General features: G+C 65.5%; 15 protein-coding genes and 2 tRNA genes. 9 read left to right on the top strand and 8 right to left on the bottom strand.

Going from position 1 to position 24529, the window contains the following annotated elements:
- The first annotated feature begins 38 nt into the window (after positions 1 to 38).
- Positions 39 to 2111: an elongation factor G gene (fusA, locus tag IPM18_14405; GenBank protein MBK9120769.1), complete on the top strand. Its 2073-nt coding sequence runs from the start codon at positions 39 to 41 to the stop codon at positions 2109 to 2111.
- A gap of 8 nt (positions 2112 to 2119) precedes the next feature.
- The gene (locus IPM18_14410) at positions 2120 to 3403 is read left to right on the top strand and encodes an NAD(P)/FAD-dependent oxidoreductase (GenBank protein MBK9120770.1); all 1284 of its coding nucleotides are present in this window, start codon (positions 2120 to 2122) and stop codon (positions 3401 to 3403) included.
- A gap of 3 nt (positions 3404 to 3406) precedes the next feature.
- Here IPM18_14410 and lpxK read toward each other — a convergent pair whose 3' ends face one another.
- Positions 3407 to 4429, bottom strand: coding sequence for a tetraacyldisaccharide 4'-kinase (gene lpxK, locus IPM18_14415; protein MBK9120771.1), 1023 nt, complete (start codon positions 4427 to 4429; stop codon positions 3407 to 3409).
- 63 nt (positions 4430 to 4492) lie between these two features.
- Positions 4493 to 5428, bottom strand: coding sequence for an NAD-dependent epimerase/dehydratase family protein (locus IPM18_14420; GenBank protein ID MBK9120772.1), 936 nt, complete (start codon positions 5426 to 5428; stop codon positions 4493 to 4495).
- Here IPM18_14420 and IPM18_14425 point away from each other — a divergent pair.
- Both IPM18_14425 and IPM18_14430 read left to right on the top strand, forming a co-directional pair.
- Positions 5427 to 5945, top strand: a complete 519-nt coding sequence (locus IPM18_14425) for an NUDIX domain-containing protein (GenBank protein MBK9120773.1) — start codon at positions 5427 to 5429, stop codon at positions 5943 to 5945. The genes IPM18_14420 and IPM18_14425 overlap by 2 nt on opposite strands.
- Positions 5946 to 6021: 76 nt before the next feature.
- Positions 6022 to 7209 (top strand): response regulator, encoded by a 1188-nt coding sequence (locus tag IPM18_14430; GenBank protein ID MBK9120774.1) that lies wholly within the window; start codon positions 6022 to 6024, stop codon positions 7207 to 7209.
- A 22-nt stretch (positions 7210 to 7231) separates the two neighbouring features.
- Here IPM18_14430 and IPM18_14435 read toward each other — a convergent pair whose 3' ends face one another.
- The 5 genes from IPM18_14435 to IPM18_14455 form a co-directional block, all read right to left on the bottom strand.
- Positions 7232 to 8113, bottom strand: coding sequence for an undecaprenyl-diphosphate phosphatase (locus IPM18_14435; GenBank protein ID MBK9120775.1), 882 nt, complete (start codon positions 8111 to 8113; stop codon positions 7232 to 7234).
- Between the two features lie 34 nt (positions 8114 to 8147).
- Positions 8148 to 8705 (bottom strand): phosphatidylglycerophosphatase A, encoded by a 558-nt coding sequence (locus tag IPM18_14440; protein MBK9120776.1) that lies wholly within the window; start codon positions 8703 to 8705, stop codon positions 8148 to 8150.
- Positions 8702 to 9343: a CDP-alcohol phosphatidyltransferase family protein gene (locus tag IPM18_14445; protein ID MBK9120777.1), complete on the bottom strand. Its 642-nt coding sequence runs from the start codon at positions 9341 to 9343 to the stop codon at positions 8702 to 8704. Before IPM18_14445 ends, IPM18_14440 begins: the two co-directional genes overlap by 4 nt.
- Positions 9344 to 9503: 160 nt before the next feature.
- Positions 9504 to 9577, bottom strand: a tRNA-Arg gene (locus IPM18_14450).
- A 44-nt stretch (positions 9578 to 9621) separates the two neighbouring features.
- A tRNA-Leu gene (locus tag IPM18_14455) sits at positions 9622 to 9706 on the bottom strand.
- Between the two features lie 124 nt (positions 9707 to 9830).
- On the opposite strand from IPM18_14455, the gene kdsB reads away from it, so the two are divergent.
- The 3 genes from kdsB to IPM18_14470 all read left to right on the top strand — a co-directional run bounded on the left by kdsB (position 9831) and on the right by IPM18_14470 (position 19332).
- Positions 9831 to 10595: a 3-deoxy-manno-octulosonate cytidylyltransferase gene (gene kdsB, locus IPM18_14460; protein MBK9120778.1), complete on the top strand. Its 765-nt coding sequence runs from the start codon at positions 9831 to 9833 to the stop codon at positions 10593 to 10595.
- A 90-nt stretch (positions 10596 to 10685) separates the two neighbouring features.
- Positions 10686 to 12530: a CTP synthase gene (locus IPM18_14465; GenBank protein MBK9120779.1), complete on the top strand. Its 1845-nt coding sequence runs from the start codon at positions 10686 to 10688 to the stop codon at positions 12528 to 12530.
- A 259-nt stretch (positions 12531 to 12789) separates the two neighbouring features.
- The gene (locus tag IPM18_14470; GenBank protein MBK9120780.1) at positions 12790 to 19332 is read left to right on the top strand and encodes a hypothetical protein; all 6543 of its coding nucleotides are present in this window, start codon (positions 12790 to 12792) and stop codon (positions 19330 to 19332) included.
- Between the two features lie 88 nt (positions 19333 to 19420).
- Here the strand turns inward: IPM18_14470 and IPM18_14475 are convergent, their stop codons facing one another.
- On the bottom strand, positions 19421 to 19912 hold the full coding sequence (locus IPM18_14475; GenBank protein MBK9120781.1) for a PaaI family thioesterase: 492 nt from the start codon (positions 19910 to 19912) through the stop codon (positions 19421 to 19423).
- A gap of 374 nt (positions 19913 to 20286) precedes the next feature.
- Here IPM18_14475 and IPM18_14480 point away from each other — a divergent pair, with 374 nt between their 5' ends.
- Both IPM18_14480 and IPM18_14485 read left to right on the top strand, forming a co-directional pair.
- A complete protein-coding gene (locus tag IPM18_14480) occupies positions 20287 to 21279 on the top strand; it encodes an LEPR-XLL domain-containing protein (protein ID MBK9120782.1) in 993 nt (330 codons plus the stop codon).
- A 73-nt stretch (positions 21280 to 21352) separates the two neighbouring features.
- The gene (locus tag IPM18_14485) at positions 21353 to 24526 is read left to right on the top strand and encodes a hypothetical protein (GenBank protein ID MBK9120783.1); all 3174 of its coding nucleotides are present in this window, start codon (positions 21353 to 21355) and stop codon (positions 24524 to 24526) included.
- The last annotated feature ends 3 nt before the right edge of the window (positions 24527 to 24529 follow it).

The following is a 24529-nucleotide window of genomic DNA, read 5'->3' on the forward strand; positions in this document are numbered from 1 at the left end:
CCGGGGTGCGCCGCGGCTGCAACCGTCGTGGTGCCCCGATGGACGAACTCGCCCACATACGGAATATCGGTATCGCCGCTCATATCGACGCGGGGAAGACGACCACCACGGAACGGGTGCTGTATTACAGCGGCGTCATTCACAAGATGGGTGACGTGGACGACGGCACGACCATCACCGATTTTGACGTCGAGGAGCAGCAGCGCGGCATTACGATTTACAGTGCCGCGGTCTCGCTGCAATGGCGGGACTGTCGCATCAACCTGATCGACACCCCCGGCCACGTCGATTTCACGGCCGAAGTCGAGCGCAGTCTGCGCGTGCTGGATGGAGCCGTGGTGGTCTTCGATGCGAAGGAAGGGGTCGAGGCCCAGTCGGAAACCGTCTGGCGCCAGGCCGACAAGTACAAAGTGCCGCGCATCTGCTTCATCAACAAGATGGACAAGGTCGGGGCCGATTTCGCCCACGCCGTCGCCTCGATCGAGCGGCGACTGGCCGGCCGCCCGATCCCCATTCAACTGCCGCTCGGGCAGGAAAACACCTTCCGGGGCTACATCGATCTGCTTCGCATGGAAGTGTGTGACTACACCGACAGCGAAGACGGCCGGCGCTACCAGGTGAGTGCGATTCCGGCGGACCTGCGACCGGCGGCCGAAGCGGCTCGGCACCTGCTGGAAGAGAAGGTGGCCGAACTCGACGAAGCCCTGATGCTCAAGTACATCGAGAACGAGCCGTTGACGGAGGCGGAGCTCCGGGCGGCCCTGCGCCGTGGCACGATCACGCGGCAGTGCCAGCCGGTGCTGTGCGGCTCCTCGCTGAAGTACATGGGGGTGCAGGCGATTCTCGACGCGGTCTGCGATTTTCTGCCAGCGCCGCTCGATGTGCCGCCGATCGAGGCGCACGATCCCGACAAGCCGGAGAGGATCATCCGACGGAAGTGCGATCCCAAGGAACCGCTCGCCGCGCTGGTCTTCAAGGTTGTTGCTGAGAGCCATAGCGACCTGCACTTCATCCGGGTGTACTCCGGCGTGCTCAAGGCCGGCTCGCGTGTTCTCAACGTCGGCCGCCGCAAGAAAGAGAACCTCCCGCAGCTCTTTCGCGTCTTCGCGAAGCGCCGCGAAAAAGTGACCGAGGCGCACTGCGGTGACATTGTGGCGGCTGTCGGACTGCGGGAGACGCAGACGGGGGACACGCTCTGTGAGAATCGCGAGCCCGTGCTCCTGGAGCGGATCGAGTTTCCGGAAACGGTCATCAGCATGGCCATCGAGGCCCAGTCGACCGCCGACCGTGACAAGCTTGTGCACGCCCTGGGCATGCTCTGCCGCAGCGACCCCACCTTCGAATACCGCAACAACGAGGAAACCGGGCAGACGCTCATCTCCGGCATGGGTGAACTGCACCTCGAGGTGATGTGTCACCGGTTGGAGCGCGATTTCAAGATCGCAGTCCGGGTCGGCCGGCCGCGGGTCGCCTATCGCGAGGCCATCACGCTGGCCTCACAGGGTGAGGGGCGGTTCGTACACCAGGCCGGCGGGCGGGCGCAGTTCGCCGTCGTGGTGCTGCGGGTTGAGCCGTTCGAGCCCGGGCCGGGGGAGGAGCACTTCCGCTTTGTGAATGCACTGCCGGAGGGGCGCATCGCGCCGCACTACCTGCCGGCGATTGAGCAGAGTGTGCGGGCCGCCGGGCGCAGCGGCAACCTCGGCGGCTACCCGCTCATCAATGTGAAGGCGACGCTCGTCGACGGGCAGGAGCATCCGACCGACTCCTCCGAGATCGCTTTCGAGAGCGCCGCTGCGCTTGCGTTTCAGCACGCCGTCGAGAAGGCCGGTCCTGTCCTGCTCGAACCGATCATGAAGGTTGAAGTCGTCACCCCCGAAGACTACTACGGCGCGATCAATGGCGACCTCATGGCGCGGCGCGCCGTGATCACGGCCACCAGCATGCGCGGCCCGAACCACGTCGTGACGGCGGAAGCGCCGCTGTCGAGCATGTTCGGCTACGCGACGCAGGTCCGTTCGCTCTCGCAGGGCCGCGCGTCGTATGCCATGGAACCCCTGCGGTACGAGCGCATGCCGGACGACCTGGCTCGCAAGGTCCTGGGCGTGGCCTGAGCAGCCCCGTGACACCGTTCTTTGACCCGCACACCACACCCGCCGACGTGGCCATCGTAGGCGCTGGGGCCGCCGGTCTCGCGACTGCGATCTTCGCGGGGCGGGCGCGCCGCGGGTTGCGCATCGTGGCACTCGATGGTGCGGCACAACTCGGCGCGAAGATCCTCGTCGCCGGTGGCGGGCGGTGCAATGTCACAAACGTGTGCGTGACGCCGCAGGATTACTACGGCGGCAATCCCCACCTGCTGCGGCGGGTGCTTGCGGCGTTTCCGGCGGACCGCACGCGCGCGTTCTTCGAGGAACTCGGGGTGGGTCTGCATGAGGAGGAATACGGCAAGCTCTTCCCCCATTCCAACCGCGCCCGCACCGTGCTCGACGCCCTGTTGCGCGAAGCGCAGCGCCTGGGTGTCATCCTTCTCACGCGGCACCGGGTGCGCAGCGTTCGGCCGGCGGCACGGGGTTTCGCGCTGGAGGTTGACGTGGGCGGTCCATCCGCGTGGCAGCGACAGACGCTGAGTGCCCGCCGGGTTGTACTCGCAACCGGCGGCCTCTCGCTGCCGAAGACCGGCAGCGACGGAGCCGGCTACGGCTTCGCCCGCACGCTGGGGCATAGTGTGACACCGACCACCCCGGCCCTCGACCCCCTGCTGCTGGCGGGCGACCTGCACGCTGAACTCTCCGGCATTGCCCATGAGGTGGAACTCACCTTTCGGCCTGCGGATGGCAAACCCACGCGCATCGCCGGTCCGCTGCTCTGGACGCACTTCGGCATCAGCGGTCCGGCCGCACTCAACGTCTCCCGCTTCTGCAATCGAGCCCGGAGCGCGGACCACCCATTTACGCTGACTGCGAGCTTTCTTGATACCGCGGATTTCCAGGCGGCCGAACAACGCCTGCTGGAATGTAGTCGCGGTCAGCCGCGGACCGCCCTGCATAACGTCCTCGCGCAGTGGTTGCCGGCGCGCCTGGCGGCGGCTTTGCCCACCGCACTCCAGCTTCCCGGCCAGTCTCCGCTGGCACAGGTCACGCGCGACATGCGGCGGCGTTTGGCGCACGCGCTGACGGCCTGGCCGCTGCCGGTCATTGGGTCGCGTGGTTACAAGTATGCCGAAGTTACGGCCGGCGGGGTCCCGCTGACCGAGATCGACGCGGCGACGATGGCTTCGCGACTCTGCCCGGGGTTGTACCTCGTGGGCGAGCTTCTCGACGTGGATGGCCGGATCGGGGGGTTCAACTTCCAATGGGCTTGGTCGAGTGGCTGGGTGGCGGGGCATGCCGTGGCCGAGCCGTAGCCGTTATGGCTTGAGTTGGGTGGCGCAGACAGCGGAAAGGCGCACCTTGAGTGCATCGCTCCCCGCGCGCAAGACGGTGTGCGCCTCCAGGTAGTACAGCGGCGGCGCGTCCACAGGCCAAAGCGCCTCCAGCTTGCCCCAGTCTTTGCGCGTCGTGATCACGGCGCCGGCGGCTATGCGCTGCGCCGCCGTGCGCAGGTGGCGCACATCCATGGCCGTGTAAGGATGATGATCCGCGAAGGTGCGGACTTCGACCGGCTGGCCGGCCTGCTCCGCCAGCATGGCCCGAAAACTCGTCGGGTTCCCGACGCCGCAGACCCCCAGCACCGGCTGGCGACGCAGCGTCTCCAGCGGATGGCGCTGACCGTTCCGCGCTACCAGTGCGCCGGGTGCGACCTCCGCGACGAGCAGTAAGGCGTCCGTGTGGCGTCGCAGAAGTGGGAGAATGTGCGTCTCGATGACCGTCGCATCCTGCTGGTTCGCACGCGTGAGCACGAGGAGTTGCGCCCGGCGCAGGGCCGGCAGTGGTTCACGCAGGCGCCCGGCGGGGAGCAGCCGGCCGCCGCCGAAGGGCCGCAATGCGTCGCACAGCACGATGTCCAGGTCACGTGCGAGGCGGCGGTGCTGGAAACCATCGTCAAGCACCAGCACGTCGGCCGCGAATTTCATCACCGCCTGCCGCGCGCCAACCACGCGGTCTGCGTTGACCACCACGGGGATCTCCGGCAGCGCCGCGCGGAACTCGAGCACTTCGTCGGCCTCCGTGGACGTCGTGCGGCCATAGCCGCGGGTCAGGATCGCGGGCCGGTGACCAAGTGCGCGGAGCTGCTGGACAAGCAGGATTACGAAAGGCGTTTTGCCGGTTCCGCCCGTCGTGAGGTTGCCGACGCTGATCACCGGTACTCCGGCGCGGTGCACGTGCCGCGGGTCGTCGTACCAGCGGTTGCGCAACCGGACCGCCAGCCCGTAGGCCCACGCGAGTGGCGCCAGCGCCGGCGCTCCGAGATACGGTCGGTCGTCCAGCACTCAGTCCTCGGTGGGTGCCGCCGGCAGAGAGCCCGCCTCCCGCCGGCCCACACCTGCGGCCGGTCAACCCAGCTTCAGGTAGCCGTGCTCGCGCTGCCATTCAATCGACCGGGGTACGCCGGCGGAGAGCGGCGTCTGCGGTTCGTAGCCGAGCAGGTTGCGGGCCTTGCTGATGTCAGCCACGTAGCGCGTGACTTCGCCGGCCCGGGCCGGCTCGTAGCGCACATTCGGTTCGATGCGCAGCGCCAACGCAATCAGATTGACGAGATCGACCAGCGTCGCGCCCTGTCCGCAGGCGAGGTTGATCGTCTCCTCGTTCACGCGACCCGCCACAACCGCGTCGATCCCGCTGATCACGCCGGCGGCACAGTCATCAACATAGGTGAAGTCGAGCACTTTGTTCCGGCCGAAGACAACGATCGGCTCGCCGGCCGCGATCCGCCGGATGAAGAGTGGAATGACGCGTTCCATGCGATCGATGTCGCAGTCATAGCGTCCGTAAACGTTGCTGAAACGGAAGACGAGGTACGGTAGTTGATAGCACTGCGCATAGGAGTAGATGAAGGCCTCGCCCGCGATCTTCGAGGCACTGTAGGGACTTTCGGCGACGACGAAATCGGCATGCGACTCTTCGGTTACGTGCCGGGTGATGTCGCCATACACTTCGCGCGAGCTGCCGAAGATGATCGGCACTTTGTTCCGACGACAGAACTCCAGTGCGCGGAAGCACATCGTCACGTTTTCCATGGCGCGATCGGGCTGTTCGACCAGCTCAAACACCTTGGCGTGCGCTGCCAGGTGCACGACGATGTCAAACGGTCCCGTGACTGGCAGCGGCTCCTTCGGGTGCGCCTGGAGATCGGCCAACACGGTCGGAATGCGATCCGTCCACGTGTTCGGCCGAATGTCGATCCCGACCACCTCGTCACCGCGCTCCTGAAGCTTCAGCCCGAGGTTGGTGCCGATCTGGCCACTCGAACCGGTGATGAGAACGCGCATGCTGACTCCCAGTGCCGAGGTGGGCAGGGACTGGCAGGCAGCCCGCGGCGGCCCGAAACCGGTCCTTGCACCGACCGTCGGCCGGGTTGTACCGTGGGCGCTTGTGAACCGTCAACGCACATCCCACGCGCACGAGCTGCGCCTCGTACTCCGCCGATGCGACGGAGCGGTACTGCTCACGGCTCAGCAGGAGACGGGGGGTTGGCAGTTTCCCGGTGGGCCGGTTGAGCCATTACTGTTGCCGGTTGACGCCGCCAGCCGGCTCTGCCGGGAATCCCTCGGGCTGGCACCCACTGAATGGATTGAGGAAGGTAGTTTCCGCTGCGATACCGCGGCGGGGCGCCGGGTCATTCTTGTGTGTGTGGCGAAGGTCGCGGCGGACACGGCACTCCCGCTCGCCGGCGGCAATCTGGCGTGGTGGTTCGTGGAGCAGTTGGCGGGGGTACCGCTCGAGCCCGCCTCGCGCGAGATCGCCCACCGGCTGCCGGCCTCAGATGCGCCCGAGTGCCCGTGGTAAACACGGGACCGATTCCCTGCCGATAGTCACGGAACGGGGCGCGGCGGTCGCGCCGTGCTTGGCTTGAGAACACGGTATGACTCCGGCATCCTCTCCCCGGCCACCGCAGCGCATTGACGCCAAGCGCCTCGGTCAGTGGCTCGACCAGCTAGACCGGGAGTCCGGTGAAGGTCTGCTGGGTGAGAAGCGCCGCGGTGACCGCTTTCGCTACCGGGCAGCCGCGATCACGATCGAATTGCCGCCTTCCGGGTCGAGCACACTCCGAGATTCGGAGGGTTCGCAACTGGTCACGGCCACGCCGCGCAACCTCAGCAAGTTCGGGATCGCACTGCTCGTCGAGTACTTCGTGTACCCCGGCACGAGTTGTGCAGTCTGGCTTTGCGGCCCCCATGGACACACGGAGCGGATCTCTGGTCGCGTGATCCGCTGTCGATATATCCTGGGTTCCGGCTGTCTGCACGAAGTCGGCGTACGCTTCGCCCGCCCGATCGATGTGAGCATCTTCACGCATGAGGCCGTGCGGTTGAAGGTGGTGGTCATGGACAGCACGTCGGATGGTCGGCGGCTTCTTGCAGGGCTCCTCGACGGGGAACATGTTGAACTGCACTTCGCGACCACAGTTTCCGAGGCGCTCGAGGCATTCGGGGGAGATCCGGACCTCGTACTGCTCGAGCTGGATGATGTGGACCGGGATGCCCTCGCGGTCGCCGAGCACCTGCGGGTGGATGGCTACCTCGGACCGATCGTTGGATTGACGGCCCAGGCCGGCGAGCAGACCCCCTTGCGTTGTGCCGAGGCCGGGGTGACGGGCTACCTCGCGAAACCAATCGTCGCGGAGGACCTCCGGTTGCTGCTGGGTTCATTGCGCGCCGCACCGGTGGTCAGCACCGTGGCACACGATCAGGCCATGGCGGCGCTCGTGGATAACTATATCGTGCAACTGCGTGGCTGGGTGCGCGAGTTGGCCCTCGCACACGACCAGGACGACCATGTGGCCGCCGCTGCGCTGGCCCAGAAGCTGCGCGGTACGGCGGGTTCATACGGTTTTGGAGTCATCAGCGAAGAGGCCGCGTTTCTCGAAGCGGCCCTCGCGGCTGAGCGCCCCGCGGAAGAAATCCGCGCGGCCATTCGCAGTGTGCTGCACCTGTGCCGCCGGGCCCGACCGGCGCCGAACCCCCTGGATACGCTCACCACCATCCGGTCCCCATCCTTTGCTCCGAGCATCACTGCCGCAGACGGCGCGGGACCACCTCGGCCGAACTGAGTCGTGTGGCTGTGAGGCGCGGTTACCCTTGCCCGCCGAACCAGCCGCCGTACCACATGCCGAGCACGATCAACCCCAGCACGACGCGGTACACCGCGAACGCGGTGAAGCGATAGCGCTTTACGAATCCGATGAAACCCGCAATGACGAGCAGTGCGACCAGGAAGGACACGGCGCACCCGAGCAGCAGAATGAGGACATCGTCCCCGCGCAGTTCAGCTCCGTGTGCCAGCAACTTCTTGGCCGCGGCGCCGACCATCACCGGAATTGCCAGGTAGAATGAGAACTCGGTTGCGACGCGCGGCGTCAGTCCCAGCGTCATACCCCCCATGATGGTGGCGCCCGAGCGAGAGACCCCTGGCACCATGCTGAGGCACTGGATCACGCCGATCCAGAAGGCCTGTTTGAGCGTGATATGCTCTAACTCCTGCGGTACCTCCTTGCGGCACCGCCGGTCGATCCATTCCATGACACCGGCACCGAGGATCAGGGCCGCGGCCACCGCCGCCGGCTGCGATTCGAGCGGATCGAGGTAGTCCTTGAAGGCCAGCGCGAGAATCGTGGTCGGCACCATCGCGACCAATAGCTTCACCAGGATGTGATTTTTCCACTCGGTCCGGATGACGTGCCAGGCGCGCGGTCCCGCCTGCAATCCCGGCGTGGCCTGCCAGCGTGTTGTCAGCGGCCTGAAGGTGCGCTGCCAGAGGTCGCGCCAGAAGTACACGATCACCGCCATGATCGCCGCGAACTGACTCACCCAGAGCAGCACGTTCCACGGTCTCGCCGTGGCATCAACTCCCAGCAGCGGCATGGCGATGACAAGGTGCCCGGTGCTGGACACCGGCACGAACTCCGTCAGTCCTTCGATGATGCCGAGCACGATCGCGTTGAAGATATCGCGCACCTAATACGCTCCTTGCGCGCTGGTAACCCGCCTATCAGCCGATCTGCTGCAGCCCGAACCAGCCCGCCGCCGGTGTCAGTCGCCAGAGTGCCTGTCCGACGAGATTGGCGTACACCCCCGCGGCCAGATCATCCAACAGGATGCCCCATCCAAGCGGCAGACTTTCGAGTTGGCGCGCCGGGGGCGGCTTGAGGACATCGAATATTCGGAACAGCAGAAACTGACCGCCCACGACTGCCGCCAACGCGTACACGTCCGCGCCAGCCGCGAGGGGCAGAACCAACAGCGCTACCCATTGGCCAGCGAACTCGTCCAGGACGAAGGGTTTCGGATCGGAGCGTCCGAACCGTGCCACCGCCCAGGCCCCCCATCGGATCGACAGCACACACGCGACCGCGATCCCTCCGAGTGTGAACAGCTCCAGGACCGCCCGTGACACGCTCCCCGCCGCGAAGATGAACCACAGCGGCGCGAACAGGACCACCGCCACCGCTGAGCCCCAAGTCCCCGAGGCGATCGGTGCAAAGCCGCTCCCAAGCACCGTAATACAAAGAGTGCGTAGGGTATCACGGCCACCCGGGCCTGCCGTCATGATGGTTCCCCCGGCTCACTGCCCCTTTGCTCCCCGGACAGGGCCGCGCCGGTCAGCAGGAAGGCCCGGGCACGATGAACGTAAGTTATTGCAGAAAATAATGTTATGGCTACCGTGAGCCATACGGCTGCAGTTCGCAGCGGGCTTAGTCCTTCGAGGTTCCAAGCCAGTTGCCCAAGGATGATGGCGATCGTTGCCGATTGAACGAACATCTTGAACTTGCCGCTCCAGGTGGCTGCGAACTCGACGCCACCGCTCTCGGCGTGCGCTCTGACTGCCGAGACCAGCAACTCGCGTGTGAGAATGACCACGACCATCCACGGGGCCACATCCGTGATATTGCGCGTGCCGTCCCAAAAGGAGTGGCTCGCGAACAGGATGAACACCCCACAGATGATCACTTTATCGACCACTGGATCGACGATCCGCCCGAAAGTCGTCACGGTGCGTGTCAGCCGTGCCACGAGACCGTCGAGGATGTCGGTCAGCACCGCAACGAGGAAAATCCAGAAGCAGACGTGCAGCAACCAGCGTTGGGTGTCGAGGTGCCGGGCGTCGAACCAAGAGAGCAGGGCGAACAGCACGAGCGCCAGTACAAGGCGGGTAAGCGTGAGTTGATTCGCGAGGTTGATTCGCATCCGGTGCGCACCGAGCTCCCGCAGCCAGTGAAGCGGCGTCCGTCCTGTCGGACGCGCTGGGTGGCAGTGTAGCGGTACAACCGTCTGGGTGCGACCTGCGAACGGCGGGCAGCGCACGAACTGCGTTCCGGCACCCGATCTTGTCTTTCAGGGGGGGAATCGCGCCGCTCAGGATTCGAACCTGAAACCTTCGGTTCCGTAGACCGATGCTCTATCCAGTTGAGCTAGCGGCGCTCGCGGACAAAAACAGGCGTGGCGGGACGGGTAGCCCGCCGCAGTGCCCGGGACTGGATTCGAACCAGCACGAGGTTAACCCTCACCAGGCCCTCAACCTGGCGCGTCTGCCAATTCCGCCACCCGGGCGCAGTCCGGCCTAGCCGAACTCGGGAATCACGGATCGTACGCCGCGCCCCGAAACCCGTCAAGACCGCGCGCTGTGGTCCGCGCGCTTGGCGCCGGGGCCGATCGCGGGCATGATCATCCCGCGATGTCCGCCATCGCCGTCATCCCCGCCCGTTTCGGCTCCACGCGCTACCCCGGCAAGCCACTTCTCCGAGAAACCGGCAAATTCCTGATCCAGCACGTCTACGAGCGCACCGCCGCCGCCTGCGAGATCGCCCAGGTGCTGGTGGCTACCGATGACGATCGTATCGCCGCCGCTGTGCGGTCCTTCGGCGGCGAGGCCGTGCTCACCCGCCCGGACCACCCCAGCGGTACGGATCGTATTGCTGAAGTGCTGGCAGCCCGCCCCGGTCCGGACGATCAGGTCATTCTCAACGTGCAGGGCGATGAACCTGAAGTCGAGCCCGCCTACCTCGACCAGTTGGTGCGCCGGTTGGCGGCGGAGCCGTCCGAGTCTGCCGGCGGCTGCCCGATCGCCACGCTCGCGTGTCCGTTTCCACCCGACCATGATCCGCGTGACCCCAACTGTGTGAAAGTTGTCAGGAATTCGCGGGGACAAGCGCTGTATTTCTCACGAAGTCTGATACCATATCCACGAGACGGCGGTGGTATGCCGGCCCCCGGGCCATGGCTTCTGCACTTGGGGGTCTATGCGTACCGTCGCGGTTTCCTGCTCCGGCTCGCCGCCTGGGAACCGGGCGTGCTCGAGCAAATCGAAAAACTCGAACAGTTGCGCGTGCTCGAGAAAGGCGTGGGCCTGGCGGTGGAAGTTGTGCCGCGGGCGACCCCCGGAATCGATACGCCGGAAGATTACGCCCGTTTCGTCGCCCGCGTCGGCGTGTCGGATTGACCGCGGGGGAGCGCTGGCTTCCCGCGCGCCACGGTGTCGACAGGAGTGCTTAGTCCCATGCGACCCAAGGTATCCGCAGGTGTGTAGATCATGACAGACGGCGATCGGCTGCTGGAATCGGTCCGCGATCAATCCGGGGACACCGAGTTCTACCTGCCGTTGCCGGCGGGTTACAAGCTCGGCTCCACGCGCTACGTCGTCGTCTTCGGCACCGTCATGAGCGGACTTGGCAAAGGCATTTTCAACTCCTCCCTGGCCCGTTGCGTGCAGGACAAGGGGCTCAAGGTCACTCCGATCAAGCTCGAAGGTTACCTCAACATCGACTCCGGCACCCTGAACCCCTTCCGCCACGGTGAAGTGTTCGTACTCGACGACGGAACCGAGTGCGATATGGATCTTGGAACCTACGAACGCGCCCTCAACATCGATCTTTCGCGTCTCAACTTCGCCACCAACGGCCAGTTATACCGCCGCGTGCTCGAACGTGAACGCACCGGCGCCTATCTCGGTCGCGATGTTCAGATGATCCCCCATGTCACCGGCGAGGTGAAGAACCGCCTGCGTGAACTGGCCGTTGCCACCCAGGCCGATGTCGTCTTTGTAGAAATCGGCGGCACGGTTGGCGACGTGGAAAATGCCCATTACATCGAGGCCATGCGCCAGCTCGCCTTCGAGGAGGGCCAGCGCAGCGTTTGCTTCGTCGCTCTGACCTATGTCCTGGAACCGGCCATCCTCGGCGAGCAGAAGAGCAAGGCCGCCCAGCTTGGCATCCGTCGCCTGCTTGAATGCGGCGTACAACCCCACATCATCGCCTGCCGGGCGCACTCCCCCGTGACCAGGAAGGTGCGCGAGAAAATTGCGCTGTTCTCCAATGTCCCCCCCGAGCGGGTCTTCAGCATGCACGACTGTGAGAGCGTGTACCTGATTCCCGAACTGCTCCGAGGCGCCGGCTACGACAAGGCCGTCATGGAGTGGCTCCAGCTTGAGCCGCGCGTCGATGAGGCCACCGAGCGCGCCAACCGCGAACAGTGGGTCGGCTACCTCAACCGGATGCGAACCGCCACGCGCGAAGTTTCGATCGGCATCACCGGCAAGTACACCGCCGTTCGCGACGCCTACGCGAGCATCCTGAAGGCGCTGGAACACGCCGGCGCATACGTCGGGGCCAAGGTCAACGTCCGTTGGGTGGAAACGTCAGAGCTGACCGATGCGACGGCGCCGGAGGCCCTGCGCGAAGTCCATGGGATCATCGTGCCGGGTGCGTTCGGGACGCGCGGGGCCGAGGGAAAAATCGCCTGCCTGAAGCACGCCCGCGAGCAGCGCGTGCCGGTGCTGGGAATCTGCTATGGCTTCCAGATGGCCGTCATTGAGTTCGCCCGCAACGTCTGTGGCCTTGGCGACGCCGACACAACCGAGATCGATACCGAGTGCCGCTACCCGGTCATCAATCTCCTGCCCGAGCAGAAGGCGATCGAGGGCCTCGGCGGCACGATGCGACTCGGTGGCCACGACATCGCCGTGCGGCCGGATACCCTGGCGGCGCGCATGTTCGGTGACCGGACGCGGCTGCGTTTCCGTCACCGCTACGAGGTTGATCCACGCTACGTGCCTCAGCTCGAGGCCGGCGGGATGATCTTCTCCGGAAAATCGCCGCGGGCGGAGATCATGAACATCCTTGAACTGCGGCCGGACCTGCATCCGTACTATGTCGGGACGCAGGCACATCCGGAATTGACGAGTCGGCCGTTGCGACCGCAGCCGTTTTTCGTGGGCCTGGTGCACGCGGCCCTAAGGCGGGCGCACGAGGATTATGTGACCCCGCTGGTGTACCCGCGCGAAGTGGATCAAGAGCGCTGTGGGGCGGGCGGTATGTCGGGTTGTGCCTCGCAGGTGCCGGAAGAGCGTCCGGGTTCGGCGCGGGTCGCCCAGCGCTAGCGTAAGCGGGAAGCACATCCGCCGCCTTTGAGGTGCTATAGTGTACGGGGGGGTATGTACGGCAGGAAATACTGTCGGATCAGGTCGACGCAACTTATAGATTTGGGCCACAGCTTACGGAAGTAATTCGGGAAAGGAGCGCGGGTGCGCCCACTTCTGGGCGGATCACCGGGCCCAGTTCCCCTGACCGCGGCTGGCCCGCCGCCGGGCTGTGCATTTCGTCATTGAATGTAAACGACTACACATAAGGAGGTTGGAGATGATGGCGCGCGTGACGACCCTGCTGGCGCTTTGCGCCTGCCCGCTCGGTGTGTTCGCTGATCCGATCGGCCTCACCCAAGGCCCCGGAATGTTCTCAGGGGCGGCCCGTGTCGTCGTGCCGGTCGATGGCACCTGGTTCGTCCTCGACGAGTTGATGAGTGAGGGGAGTTTTTACGCCCCGATTTTCTCGTATACCTCCGCCACGCCCGTGCAAATGGACATCACCGACCTTTTCGTCGTATCGGACCAGAACGAGGTTTACCTCAACGGTGTCCTGCTCGGAGCCACCCCGGCAATGCCGGACTGGTCGGCCCTGGTTCCGGCCGTCGGCCCGCTGGACGATCCGCCCTACACCGACGATCCGGATGTGGCCTGGTTGCGACCGGAGTTCAGCAAGCAATCTTTTTCGCTGCCGGCGGGCACGCACACTCTGACGCTGCGCAACATCCATATCCCGCTTGACGAGGATGGCAACCCGTTCCCGGACGGCACGGTGGCGTTCCGGTTGGTGCCGGAGCCCACAGGCGGGCTCTTGCTGCTGCTGGTGGGGGCGTGCGGCCTGCGGGCGTGGCGAGGTGCGTCGCTGAACCGCCGGCCGCGCGCGGCCGGACGCCGGGTGTCCAGCGCGATCCACGGCACGCTGGCGGCGGTGGGCCTGCTGGTGGCACTGCCGGGCGTGGCACGGGCGGGGACGCCCTGCGGTTTGGTGGAAGCCGACGTGGTGAGTGGAGTGCTCGAGATTGTCGGTACCGCCGGGGCGGACAGCGTGCGCGTCGTGGTGAGTAGCAGCGACCCGGGGGTAGTGGAAATCTATACCCCGGTCGGGGCGGCGTTACCAGGTTGTACCTTTGATTCGAGCGTGACTCCGTTCAGTACGATTCGTCTGCTGGCGGGGGACGGCGATGATCTCGTGGTTTTCGACGACTCGTACGGCGCGCTATCCGACACATGGACGATCGAGATCGACGGTGGGGATGGCGCCGACATCGTCTTCGGCGGTCTCGACCTGAGCGTCGTGCCGCTGAACGATGCGCTGGACATGATCGACACGTTGCAGCAGGCGCAGGATCTAATCGAGCGGGTCCTTGACTTGCTCGACACGCCGCAGTCCGGTTGCAACACCGTACCCTGTGTGGTCACGAACACGGCGATGGCGCTGGAGGATGCCGTCAACAATCTCGTGCGGCCAACGGCGGAGTACGTGCGCGACATTGAGGGTGAACTCGTGCAACCCACGGCCGCACTGGTGCGTGAGGCCCACGAGCGTATTGCCACCCACCTGCAGACCTTCATGGCGGGAGATGCGGTCGGGCTGGCCGCGGATGCGCAGGCCTTTTCGGCGAACGTCGAGGTGATGGTCGATGAGTTCGAGCTGCTGCTGCCGGTGGCCTACGACCTGCTCGCGCGGGCCGAGCTGCTGTACGCCCAGGCCGCGAACATGGGCCTGTTTACGCAGAGTGGCGACGCGATCAATGTTTTCACGCAGACAATCGAGAGCCATATCCTGACGATCACCGAGCTGGCGGAGCTCTGCGCCGAGGACCCGGAACCGACGGAAACGGAATTCGACGAGAACCTTCAGGACCCTAGCGGGTTGTCGTTCTGGTGCGCCGAACTGGAGCGCCGCATCGAGGCGCTCGAGGCGATTACGGACGGGGTCGAGACCCGCGTGGACCAGGTCGAGGCACAGGGGGACCTCTTCGAAGCCGACGGCAACGCCTTCGAGCAGGATGGCGAACTGCTGGGGGATGATGAGAATTCCAACTCATCTGCGGCGCAGATTGAGGCCGAAGCCGAGACGCTGAATCTGACGGCCGACGCCTTCAGCGCTGCGGCCGACGCCGTCAACGCGGACTGGGAACAGTGGGTGACGCAGGCGGAAGCAGACCTCGAGGGACGCGGCGAGCTCATGCACGACCGCGGCCTGGCGGAGGTACTCGCCGCGGCCGACGCCCTGCACGCCCAGATCCAGGTGAACGTCGAGGATGCCGCGGATGCGCTGCGCGTGGAGGCGGAGCAGATCCTTGCGGACTTGAACGCACTGATGCTCGTGGCCGCACCGCTGCTGCAGGACGGCCGCGGTGAACGGGGTGGGCCGGCAGATTGCCAGTTCACGACGACGCACACCATCCAGGGCGGTCCGGGTGTCAACGTGCTGATCGGCACGACCGGCAACGACCTGATCATCGGTGGCAGTGCCAGCGACCTGATCATCGGCGGTCCCGGGTCGGATCGCATCCGTGGCCAGGGCGGGATCGACCTGCTGTTCGGTGGCGGCGGGCATGACGAGATCTTCGGTGGCCCCGGCATCGATCTCATCATCGGCAACGGTGGAAACGACTGCCTGTATGGCGGGGGCGGGCAGACCATCACGCGCGGGTCGTTGACCGTCGAGTTGGGTGACCTGTTCTTCGGTGGTGACGGCAACGACACGATTGTGAGCGGTGACAGCGAGGAGGACGAGCTCACCGAGATCGACGTCGTCTTTGCGGGGGCGGGCGACGACCGCGTGCGTGTCAGCCACGGCGGAACTCTGACGGTGGGCTCGTTCAGCTTCCAGTTCGGGAACCTGGTGCTCGGTGGCGACGGCAACGACGATATCGTCACCGGCGATGGGGTGGACGTGCTTTTCGGTGAGAACGGCAACGACGTCATCAAGGCCGGGAAGGGGGCGCTGCTTACCATTGGCAGCGGCAGCAATGCGGTGCGGCTCGCGCTGGGTGATCTGGTGTTCGGCGGCCGTGGCAACGACACGCTGCACGGTGACGATCCGGACGCCGACCGCGCGGATGACGACATCGACCTGCTGTTCGGCGGTGCCGGGAACGACGCGATCTTCGGGTACGGCGGTGGGCTGCTCAGCATCGGACCGGTGACGAATCCGAATTTCGAGCTTGGGCTTGGCAACCTGCTCTTCGGCGGGGATGGCGATGATGCGATCGTGGCACTCGACGGGATCGATATTGCATTCGGCGGTGATGGCCACGATACGATCACGGCGGGCAAGGGCGCGCTGCTGACGATTGGCAGCGGCAACGACGAGTTCCGCTTGGCGCTGGGTGATCTGCTCTTCGGTGGTGACGGCAACGACACCCTGCACGGGGATCAGCCGAGCGCCGACCGCGCGGACGACGACATCGACGTCATCTTCGGCGGCGACGGCGATGATGCGATCTTCGGGTACGGTGGCGGGCTGCTCAGCATTGGCGCTGAGGACGAACCCGACTTCGAGCTGCGGCTCGGCAACGTGATCTTTGGCGGCGCGGGCGCGGACAACATCAAGACGCTCGCCGGGATCGACCTGATCTTTGCCGGTGCGGACGATGATACGGTCGCGGCCGGCCAGGGGGCCGCCCTGGAGATCGACGATGACTTCTCCATCGAACTGGGTGATCTGATCTTCGGGCAGGCCGGTGACGACACCCTGCACGGTGACGCCGCGACCCCGACAGACGACGGAGACGGTGACGGGATCGACCTGATTTTCGGTGGCCCGGGCGATGACGCCATTTATGGCGGCGCGGGCGGCAAGATCGAACTCCCGGATCAGAACTTCTGCCTGCTCTTCGGCAATCTGCTGTTCGGTGGTCCCGGTGACGATCTGCTCCGTGGTGACTACAGCAACTGGGATCCGGCCGAGCCGCAGGGCGGCATCGATCTGATCTTCGGGGCCGCGGGTCACGACACGCTCCAGGGCGGTGGCGGATCGCTGATCATCATCGGCGATCTCTCGGCCGGCCAGGCGATCGTGATTGCGTTCGGCAACCTGCTGTTCGGCGGTCCCGGCGATGATGTCATCCAGGGTGCCGACGGCACGTCGGCCTGCACCGGGGTCCATGATGAGCTGGATGATCTGCTCGATTTGCTCGGCATCACCGACCTCGGCGGCGCCGCCGACCTCATCTTCGCGGGCGCCGGCGACGATACGGTGGATGCGTACAACGGGATCGATTTCGTGTTCGGCTCGAGCGGCGATGATGTGCTGCGTGCCGATCACGGCGGCATTCTCATCGTGCCCATCAGCGGTCCGGTGCCGATCGCATTCGGCAACCTGATGTTCGGGGGTGACGGTGAGGACGCCCTCACGAGTCTCGGACGCCTGGTGCTGCCCACGGTGCCACCGATGGAAATCGACCTCCTGTTCGGCGGCCCATGCGACGATGTCATCTCCGCGGGCGACGGCTTCAACCTGGTCTTCGGCAACCGGGCCGACGACACGATCACGGCCGGCAATGGCATCAACCTGCTCTTCGGCAACCGCGGGGCGGACACTATCGCCATTGCGGCTGACACCGCACTGAGTTTGAACGTGCTTTTCGGCAACCAGGACGATGACGTGCTCACCGGTGGTGACGGCATCAACGTCATGTTCGGCAACCGGGGTGACGACGTCGTGACGGGCGGCACCGGACTGACGGTCGCTTTTGGCAACCGCGGTAACGACCTCGTGAGTGGTGGAAACGGAATCGGCATTCTGTTCGGCAATACGGGTCATGACACCGTGCTGGGCGGCATCGGTCTGACGGTGGCCTTCGGCAACCGTGGCAATGACGTGGTCCAGGGTGGCCCCGGGCTGGCCGTGCTGTTCGGCAACGCCGGTGAGGATGACGTGGCCGGGGGTCCCGGATTGTGCGTGGCATTCGGCAATTCCGGGCACGACCTGGTTTCAGCGGGTGCGGGGCTGGCGGTGCAGTTCGGCAACGCCGGCCAGGATCGCCTGCGTTCGGGCTCGGGTGTGAGCGTGCTGTTCGGCAACGGCGATGAAGACATCCTGGAGGCGGGCGGCAGCGGGCTCTTCGTCGCGTTCGGCAATGGCAGCGACGATGTTCTGGTGGGCGGCGGGGGCGTCAACCTGCTCTTCGGCAACCGGGGCAACGACCAGTTCTTCGGCGGCGGCGGCATGAACATCGCGTTCGGCAATCGCGACAACGACGTGATCCGCGGCGGTGCCGTCGTCGACTTCCTCTTCGGTAACGCACACGACGACCTGATCGCCGGTGGCGACAGCAAGGACTTCATCTTCGGCAACGCCGGGAACGACAGTCTCGTCGGCGAAGGCGGCGGTGATTATGTCTTCGGCAATCGCGGCAACGACACCGTGCGCAGTGGCAGCGACGGCAGCACCCGCGACTGGCTCTTCGGCAATCGCGGCAATGATGCCCTCTTCGGCTGCAGCAATGCCGATAAGCTCTTTGGCGGGCGTGGCAATGACAGCAAGGACCGCGAGAACTGCGGGGGCCTGACGCTCCCGCCGCCGGCGCGGGGCGAGATCCGTGGCACCGTGCGCATCGACCTCGACGGCGACGGTGTCGGTGACATCCCGCACGCTGGCGTCACCGTGAGTGCGGGGACGGCCAGCGCCGTGACCGACGCGGACGGCAACTACCGGATTGCCGGGCTCGCCGTCGGCGGTTACACCGTGGCCCAGACCGTGCCGAACGATTACATGCAGGTATCGGCCCCGGCGACTTACGCGGTCACCGTCGGCGCGATGGGTATCGACCTCTTCGTACAGCGGAATTTCGTCAACCGCGCGAACTGCTACGTGGCACCGGATGCCTGGAGCTGCCTCGGTGGCGGCTGCGATCCGGCCCAGCCCGGCTGCCAGCCGATCGTGGTGCGGCGCGTGCTGCGCTGCCCGGAGACTGGCGCCATCTGTAACGAGGCGGACGACTGCCCGTGCAGCGACTGCGTCCCGTCCTGGGCGGTCGAGGAGTGCGCGTGCAATCCCACCTGCTACATCGTGCTCGACCCCGCGACGGGGCCGCAGTGCGCCGGACAGTGCATCGGCGGAGGTGGGGTCTTCCCGTGTGAGCTGGTTCAGGAGGGCGATCTGTTCCGTTGCGAGTGCGCCATCCAGCCGCCGTGCCCGACCGAGCTCGCACGCTTCCGGTTCAGCGGTGAGGTGACGTCGGTCAACACGGACAGCTTCATCCCGCCACCGTGGGATGCGGTTCAGGTTGGCGACCCCTGGACCATCACCTATTGGTTTGCCCGGAATACCCCGGATCAGAATCCCAGCACTTCCTTTGGCAACTATCCGGCCATCGTGGGTTATCAGCTCCAAATCGGACCGGGTGCCGCCGGAGGGATGGTGCCCCCGGGGGCCACCATGATCGAGAATCTGAGTTTCCCGGGCTCCGCCGACGTGTACAACGTGCTATTGCCCGTGTCGGCCGCGGGCCCGCCGCCGACGTTCACGCTGCTGCTGGAGGATCCGACGGGTGTGGCCTGGACGCTGGCTGGCCTGGCGCCGCGCGACGCTTTGCCGCTCTGCGGTGATATTGTGCTCGACCGGTTCGACGCGCGCTTCTTCACGCTCGGCTGGTCGATTCCGGGTACTTTCTGGCAGATCACCGGCACGGTGGTGGCTCACGACTGCACCAACTGCGCGCCGCCCCCGCCGCCGCCCCCCCCGCCACCGCCGTCACCGGCCCCGCGCCGCCCCAGCGCGCCGGCTGCGCTCGACGCGCCGGTGATGGACGACGCGCGTCCGCCGGTCAAGGAGTCGCTTGATACCGTGCGCAAACGTACCCCGTAACGGCGGGTCGTGAAGTGCTGGCAGTGTGAATGGAGCGGGTCATGTGCCCGCTCCATTTCATGCGCGGACCCCGTGGACCACCACGTGCTCACACCCCCTGCGCGTCCGCCCCCGGTGGCAGCATGCGGGTGGGCATCAGTACGGCGACAACGCGGCCGCGCGCACAGACCTCCGTCCTGGCCAGTACGGTGATCTCGACGGTCACCTTGCGGGGCTTGATCTCGATGATGTGCCCACGGGCCTCCAAAGGTACGCCCATGGGAGTCGGGTGCAGAAAGTCGACCCGCAGTGCTGCCGTGACGTAACGGAGCGGTGGAGCCGTGCCTGGTTCGCGTCCGGCGGCACGATACGCCGCCAGTGCAGCGCTGCCGGTACCGTGACAATCCACCAGCGAAGCGATCAGGCCGCCGTACACGTAGCCCGGAACTGCCGTGTGATCTGGCCGTGGCGTCAGGTAGGCGACGGTCTCGTCGCCGTCCCAGGTGCTGCGAACGTGCAGTCCGTGCTCGTTGAGCCGCCCGCAGCCGTAGCAATGGGCGAGATCGTCGGGATAGGAGTCCTGAACCGCTCCAGGGGACATACCCGCACCACAAGGGGGTCTGGCGACACGACACGCTGGCGGAACCCGTGAGGATGCTCGCTCCGGGCACCTGACAACCACGACCCTTTTACCTCCTGTGAAGGGGCTTCGTCGAGTCACCGACGCGGACTCTCTCACAGGAACGGCCGCGCCGCTCAACCCGATAATACTTTGTCCTGCGAAATCGGCGGGTAAGTAGCTACGCCTAACCGCTGCCGAGCAGGAAGGGCTCGAAACGGCTACTGAACACCGGGCGACACAGTGCCGATTGGCCGTACGTGACCAGGAGGCCTCAAGGGCAGCAGTACGCGCCGCGACTCGCGCCGGCGGCAGCGCTGCTTGCAGGCGGCCCGCCATTTCCGATCGAGTGTACGATGCCGAAGTCCGATCTGCCCGAACCGAGTGTTTCTCAGAATCCGCCCCCGACTCCGGATGCCCCGCGCTCACCGAGACCCAGCCAGCCGCGTGGCCAGGTCGACGCTCTGGAGCCGCGGATTCTGCTTTCGGCGACATGGATCGGAACGGATGCCGACGACACCACCGATGATGGGGATACGGGGAGCGACTTACCAGATGGCGAGCTGCCCGTGTTGGGCGACGATGGTTCGGCGCCGCTTTTCGATGACGGCGTTGACGAAGCGGGACAGGGGGAAGGTGCCGAGGGGGATGCGGATGATCCGGACGATGCCGGGAGTGACGCCGGCCTACCGCCGGAGCGCGTGGAATGGATTCACTCGCTGAACTACTCGCAGTTCAATCAACTCACGGCAGAGGAGTCGCCGTACCTCACAACGCAGCAGGTGGGCTCGATTCCGAACTCCTACGAGTTCAGCCGGATGTCGGTGGAAGCGCGGGCGGCGTTGGCGCCGGAGCAGGTGCAGGCGTTGCAGGTGGACAAGGTCAGCATCGGGTACCTGACGGGCGCGCAGGTGGGGCACCTGACGACGGACCAGATCGAGGACCTGCGCTGGAGCGACTTCCGCTTTCTGAGCGTGAACGAGGTTGACGATCTCACGCCGGAGCAGATCGCGACGATTCCGAACTCCTACGAGTTCAGCCGGATGTCGGTGGAAGCGCGGGCGGCGTTGGCGCCGGAGCAGGTGCAGGCGTTGCAGGTGGACAAGGTCAGCATCGGGTACCTGACGGGCGCAGGTGGGGCACCTGACGACGGACCAGATCGAGGACCTGCGCGCTGGAGCGACTTCCGCTTTCTGAGCGTGAACGAGGTTGACGATCTCACGCCGGAGCAGATCGCGACGATTCCGAACTCCTACGAGTTCAGCCGGATGTCGGTGGAGCGCGGGCGGCGTTGTCGCCGGAGCAGGTGCAGGCGTTGCAGGTGGACAAGGTCAGTATCGGGTACCTGACGGGCGCAGGTGGGGGCACCTGACGACGGACCAGATCGAGGACCCGCGCTGGAGCGACTTCCGCTTTCTGAGCGTGAACGAGGTTGACGATCTCACGCCGGAGCAGATCGCGACGATTCCGAACTCCTACGAGTTCAGCCGGATGTCGGTGGAGCGCGGGCGGCGTTGGGCGCCGGAGCAGGTGCAGGCGTTGCAGGTGGACAAGGTCAGCATCGGGTACCTGACGAGCGAACAGGTGGGGCACCTGACGACGGACCAGATCGAGGACCTGCGCTGGAGCGACTTCCGCTTTCTGAGCGTGAACGAGGTTGACGATCTCACGCCGGAGCAGATCGCGACGATTCCGAACTCCTACGAGTTCAGCCGGATGTCGGTGGAAGCGCGGGCGGCGTTGTCGCCGGAGCAGGTGCAGGCGTTGCAGGTGGACAAGGTCAGTATCGGGTACCTGACGGGCGCGCAGGTGGGGCACCTGACGACGGACCAGATCGAGGACCTGCGCTGGAGCGACTTCCGCTTTCTGAGCGTGAACGAGGTTGACGATCTCACGCCGGAGCAGATCGCGACGATCCCGAACTCCTACGAGTTCAGCCGGATGTCGGCGGAAGCGCGGGCGGCGTTGTCGCCGGAGCAGGTGCAGGCGTTGCAGGTGGACAAGGTCAGTATCGGGTACCTGACGAGCGAACAGGTGGAGCACCTGACGACGGACCAGATTCAGAGTCTACGCTGGAGTGACTTCCGTTTTGTCACCCCCGCCCGAATTCCGGAACTGACCCCAGCCCAGGTCGCGACGATCCCGAATTCCTACGAGTTCTCGCGCCTGTCGGTAGCGCAACGTGATGCGCTCACGCACGACCAGATCAGGGCCCTGGGCTCGCAACTCACCGGGGTCACATTCATCGGCAGCGGTGCAGACGATGTGCTGACCGGCAATACCAACATCAACAACATTCAGGGTGGCGCCGGTAACGATGTGCTGTTCGGTGGCACGTGGAAGAATGTGCTGGTCGGTGGCGACGGCGACGACCTGCTGCGAGGCGGTGCGGGAGATGATCTGCTCGACGGCGGTGCGGGTTTCGACACGGCCGACTACAGCAAAGCTACAGGCGGTGTCGTGATTGATCTCACGCTGCTTGGACCGCAAGACACCATCAGTGCGGGTGTCGATACCCTGCTGGACATCGAGCGGGTCATCGGCAGCGCATACGATGACACCTTCTCTTTTGCGGAACCGACCATTGACGCGGAGTATTATGTCGATGGGAACGGTGGCGTGAATACCATCGCTCTGCCGCAGTTCACCCGGACGGATGTCGAGATCGATCGAGCCACCGGTACTTTGCGCGTGCAGCTCCCCGGCGGCGAAGCGTTCACGATTCACTATACGAACGTGCAGACCGTCACGCTCGCGAATGGGCAGGTCGTCTCCCTCGTGAGCAGCGACGGCGACGAGTTCACCGGCACAGGGCCTGGCGAAACGCAGCCGGTGGCCCCCGGCTGGTCCATCGATGCCGGCCAGGACCTCGCAGCCGAGGAACTGGAAGAAGTCACTCTGGGAGTCTCGGTTACGGGTGTCGGTTTCTCGAACACGGGTCCATTCGATGCTGCGGAACTTACCTATGAATGGGTGCAGACCGGTGGTCCGCGCGTCGAGTTAAGCGATCCACACGCCGCTCATCCAACCTTCCAGGCGCCCGAGGGACTGAGCAACAGCACGGTGACATTCGAAGTGCGCGTCTCGTATGGCTCGGAAACCCTCACCGATACGGTGACCGTCCTCATCCATGCCGACAATGACGCTCCGACGGCCGATGCCGGCCCCGATCTCGTGGTCAACGAGCGTGAACTCGTTCGGCTTCATGGCCAGGGTAACGATCCCGAAGGGCAGGAGCTCACCTACGAGTGGGTGCAGACCGGCGGACCGGAAGTGACTCTCAGTGATCCGCACGCGCCCGATCCGACATTCACCGCGCCCGAGGGCCTCACCAACACGGAGATCACCTTCGAGCTGCGCATCAGCGACGGCACCCATGTCAGCAGCGACACGGTCACCATTACCGTGCATGCCGAGAACGATGCGCCCACGGCGCATGCCGGTCCCGATCTGGTAGTCCACGAACGGGAACCTGTGCAGCTCTTGGGCCACGGCAGCGATCCCGAAGGTGTGGAGCTGACGTATGAGTGGATTCAGACCGGCGGTCCGAATGTGCAGCTCAGCGACCCGCACGCCGCGCAACCGACTTTCATTGCTCCGGAGGGTTATCCGGATGCGGCGCTGACCTTCGAATTGCGCGTCAGCGATGGCACCAACCTGAGCATCGACACGGTGAGGGTGACGGTGCGCGCTTTGCCTGTAACTCCGCCGGCCGTGGATGAACTGCCGACGGACAATCCAATGCCGCCGACGGAGGTGGAGCCCGCTACGGAAAATGAAGACCATGAGCCGGCCGTGCCGCCGGCGCATGAGACTCCTATCGAGCCACTCACGCCCCCGCGCGATGCAGTCGCGCCGGCAGAGGTGCCGCCAGGCGCACCTTCGTCCGGCCCGCCCACGGTCCCGGCGACAGACCCACCCGCCATGTCGCCCGTCGCTCCGGTCGCGCCGTCCGAAGGGGGTCAGACTCGGGTGCCAGACGTTGCCCATGTTCAAGCGGTTGATGCTGCGGTTTCACCGCAGTCCGCCACGAGTCCCGGAGGTTGGGATGGCAACGAGCGCTTGGCGGTGCTGGATCCGATGAGTGCGTTGCATACGGACGCGGGCACGGGTGCGGCGCAACCGGTCGTCACGCTCGCACCGCACGTATTGGAAAGCATGCAGGCGGACGATCGTGCCGCCGCGGCCGAAGCCGGGCGCCAAGCGGAAGCCGCGGCCGAAGCGGATCTGGAGTTGACGGCGTTCGATCAGGGCCAGCGGTTCGAGGACCTGTTCGTTTTGGAGCGCGAACTGACACTCGCGGACACCGCAGCCGGTCTGACACCCGAAACGGCGGTCTCAGGACCTGAGACCGCTCGCCGGAACGGCGAGTCACCGGCGGTCGAGTCCGGCTTCGTCCCGCTGTCCCCAGAACGTGCGCGGGCGGAAACAGAAGCAGCGCGACCACCTGCCGAATCCGAGGCCGTTGACACGGCAGTACGGCGCGAGGGCCTCTGGGCAGCGCTCTGGGCGCTGGTGCGTGGGCAGGGCGGAGCGAACAAGCGTGATGCGGAGCTGACTTCGACGGAAGCGCAGCAACGGGGACGGCGTGATTGAGGT

The organism is Phycisphaerales bacterium (assembly GCA_016716475.1).
Lineage (GTDB): Bacteria > Planctomycetota > Phycisphaerae > UBA1845 > Fen-1342 > JADJWG01.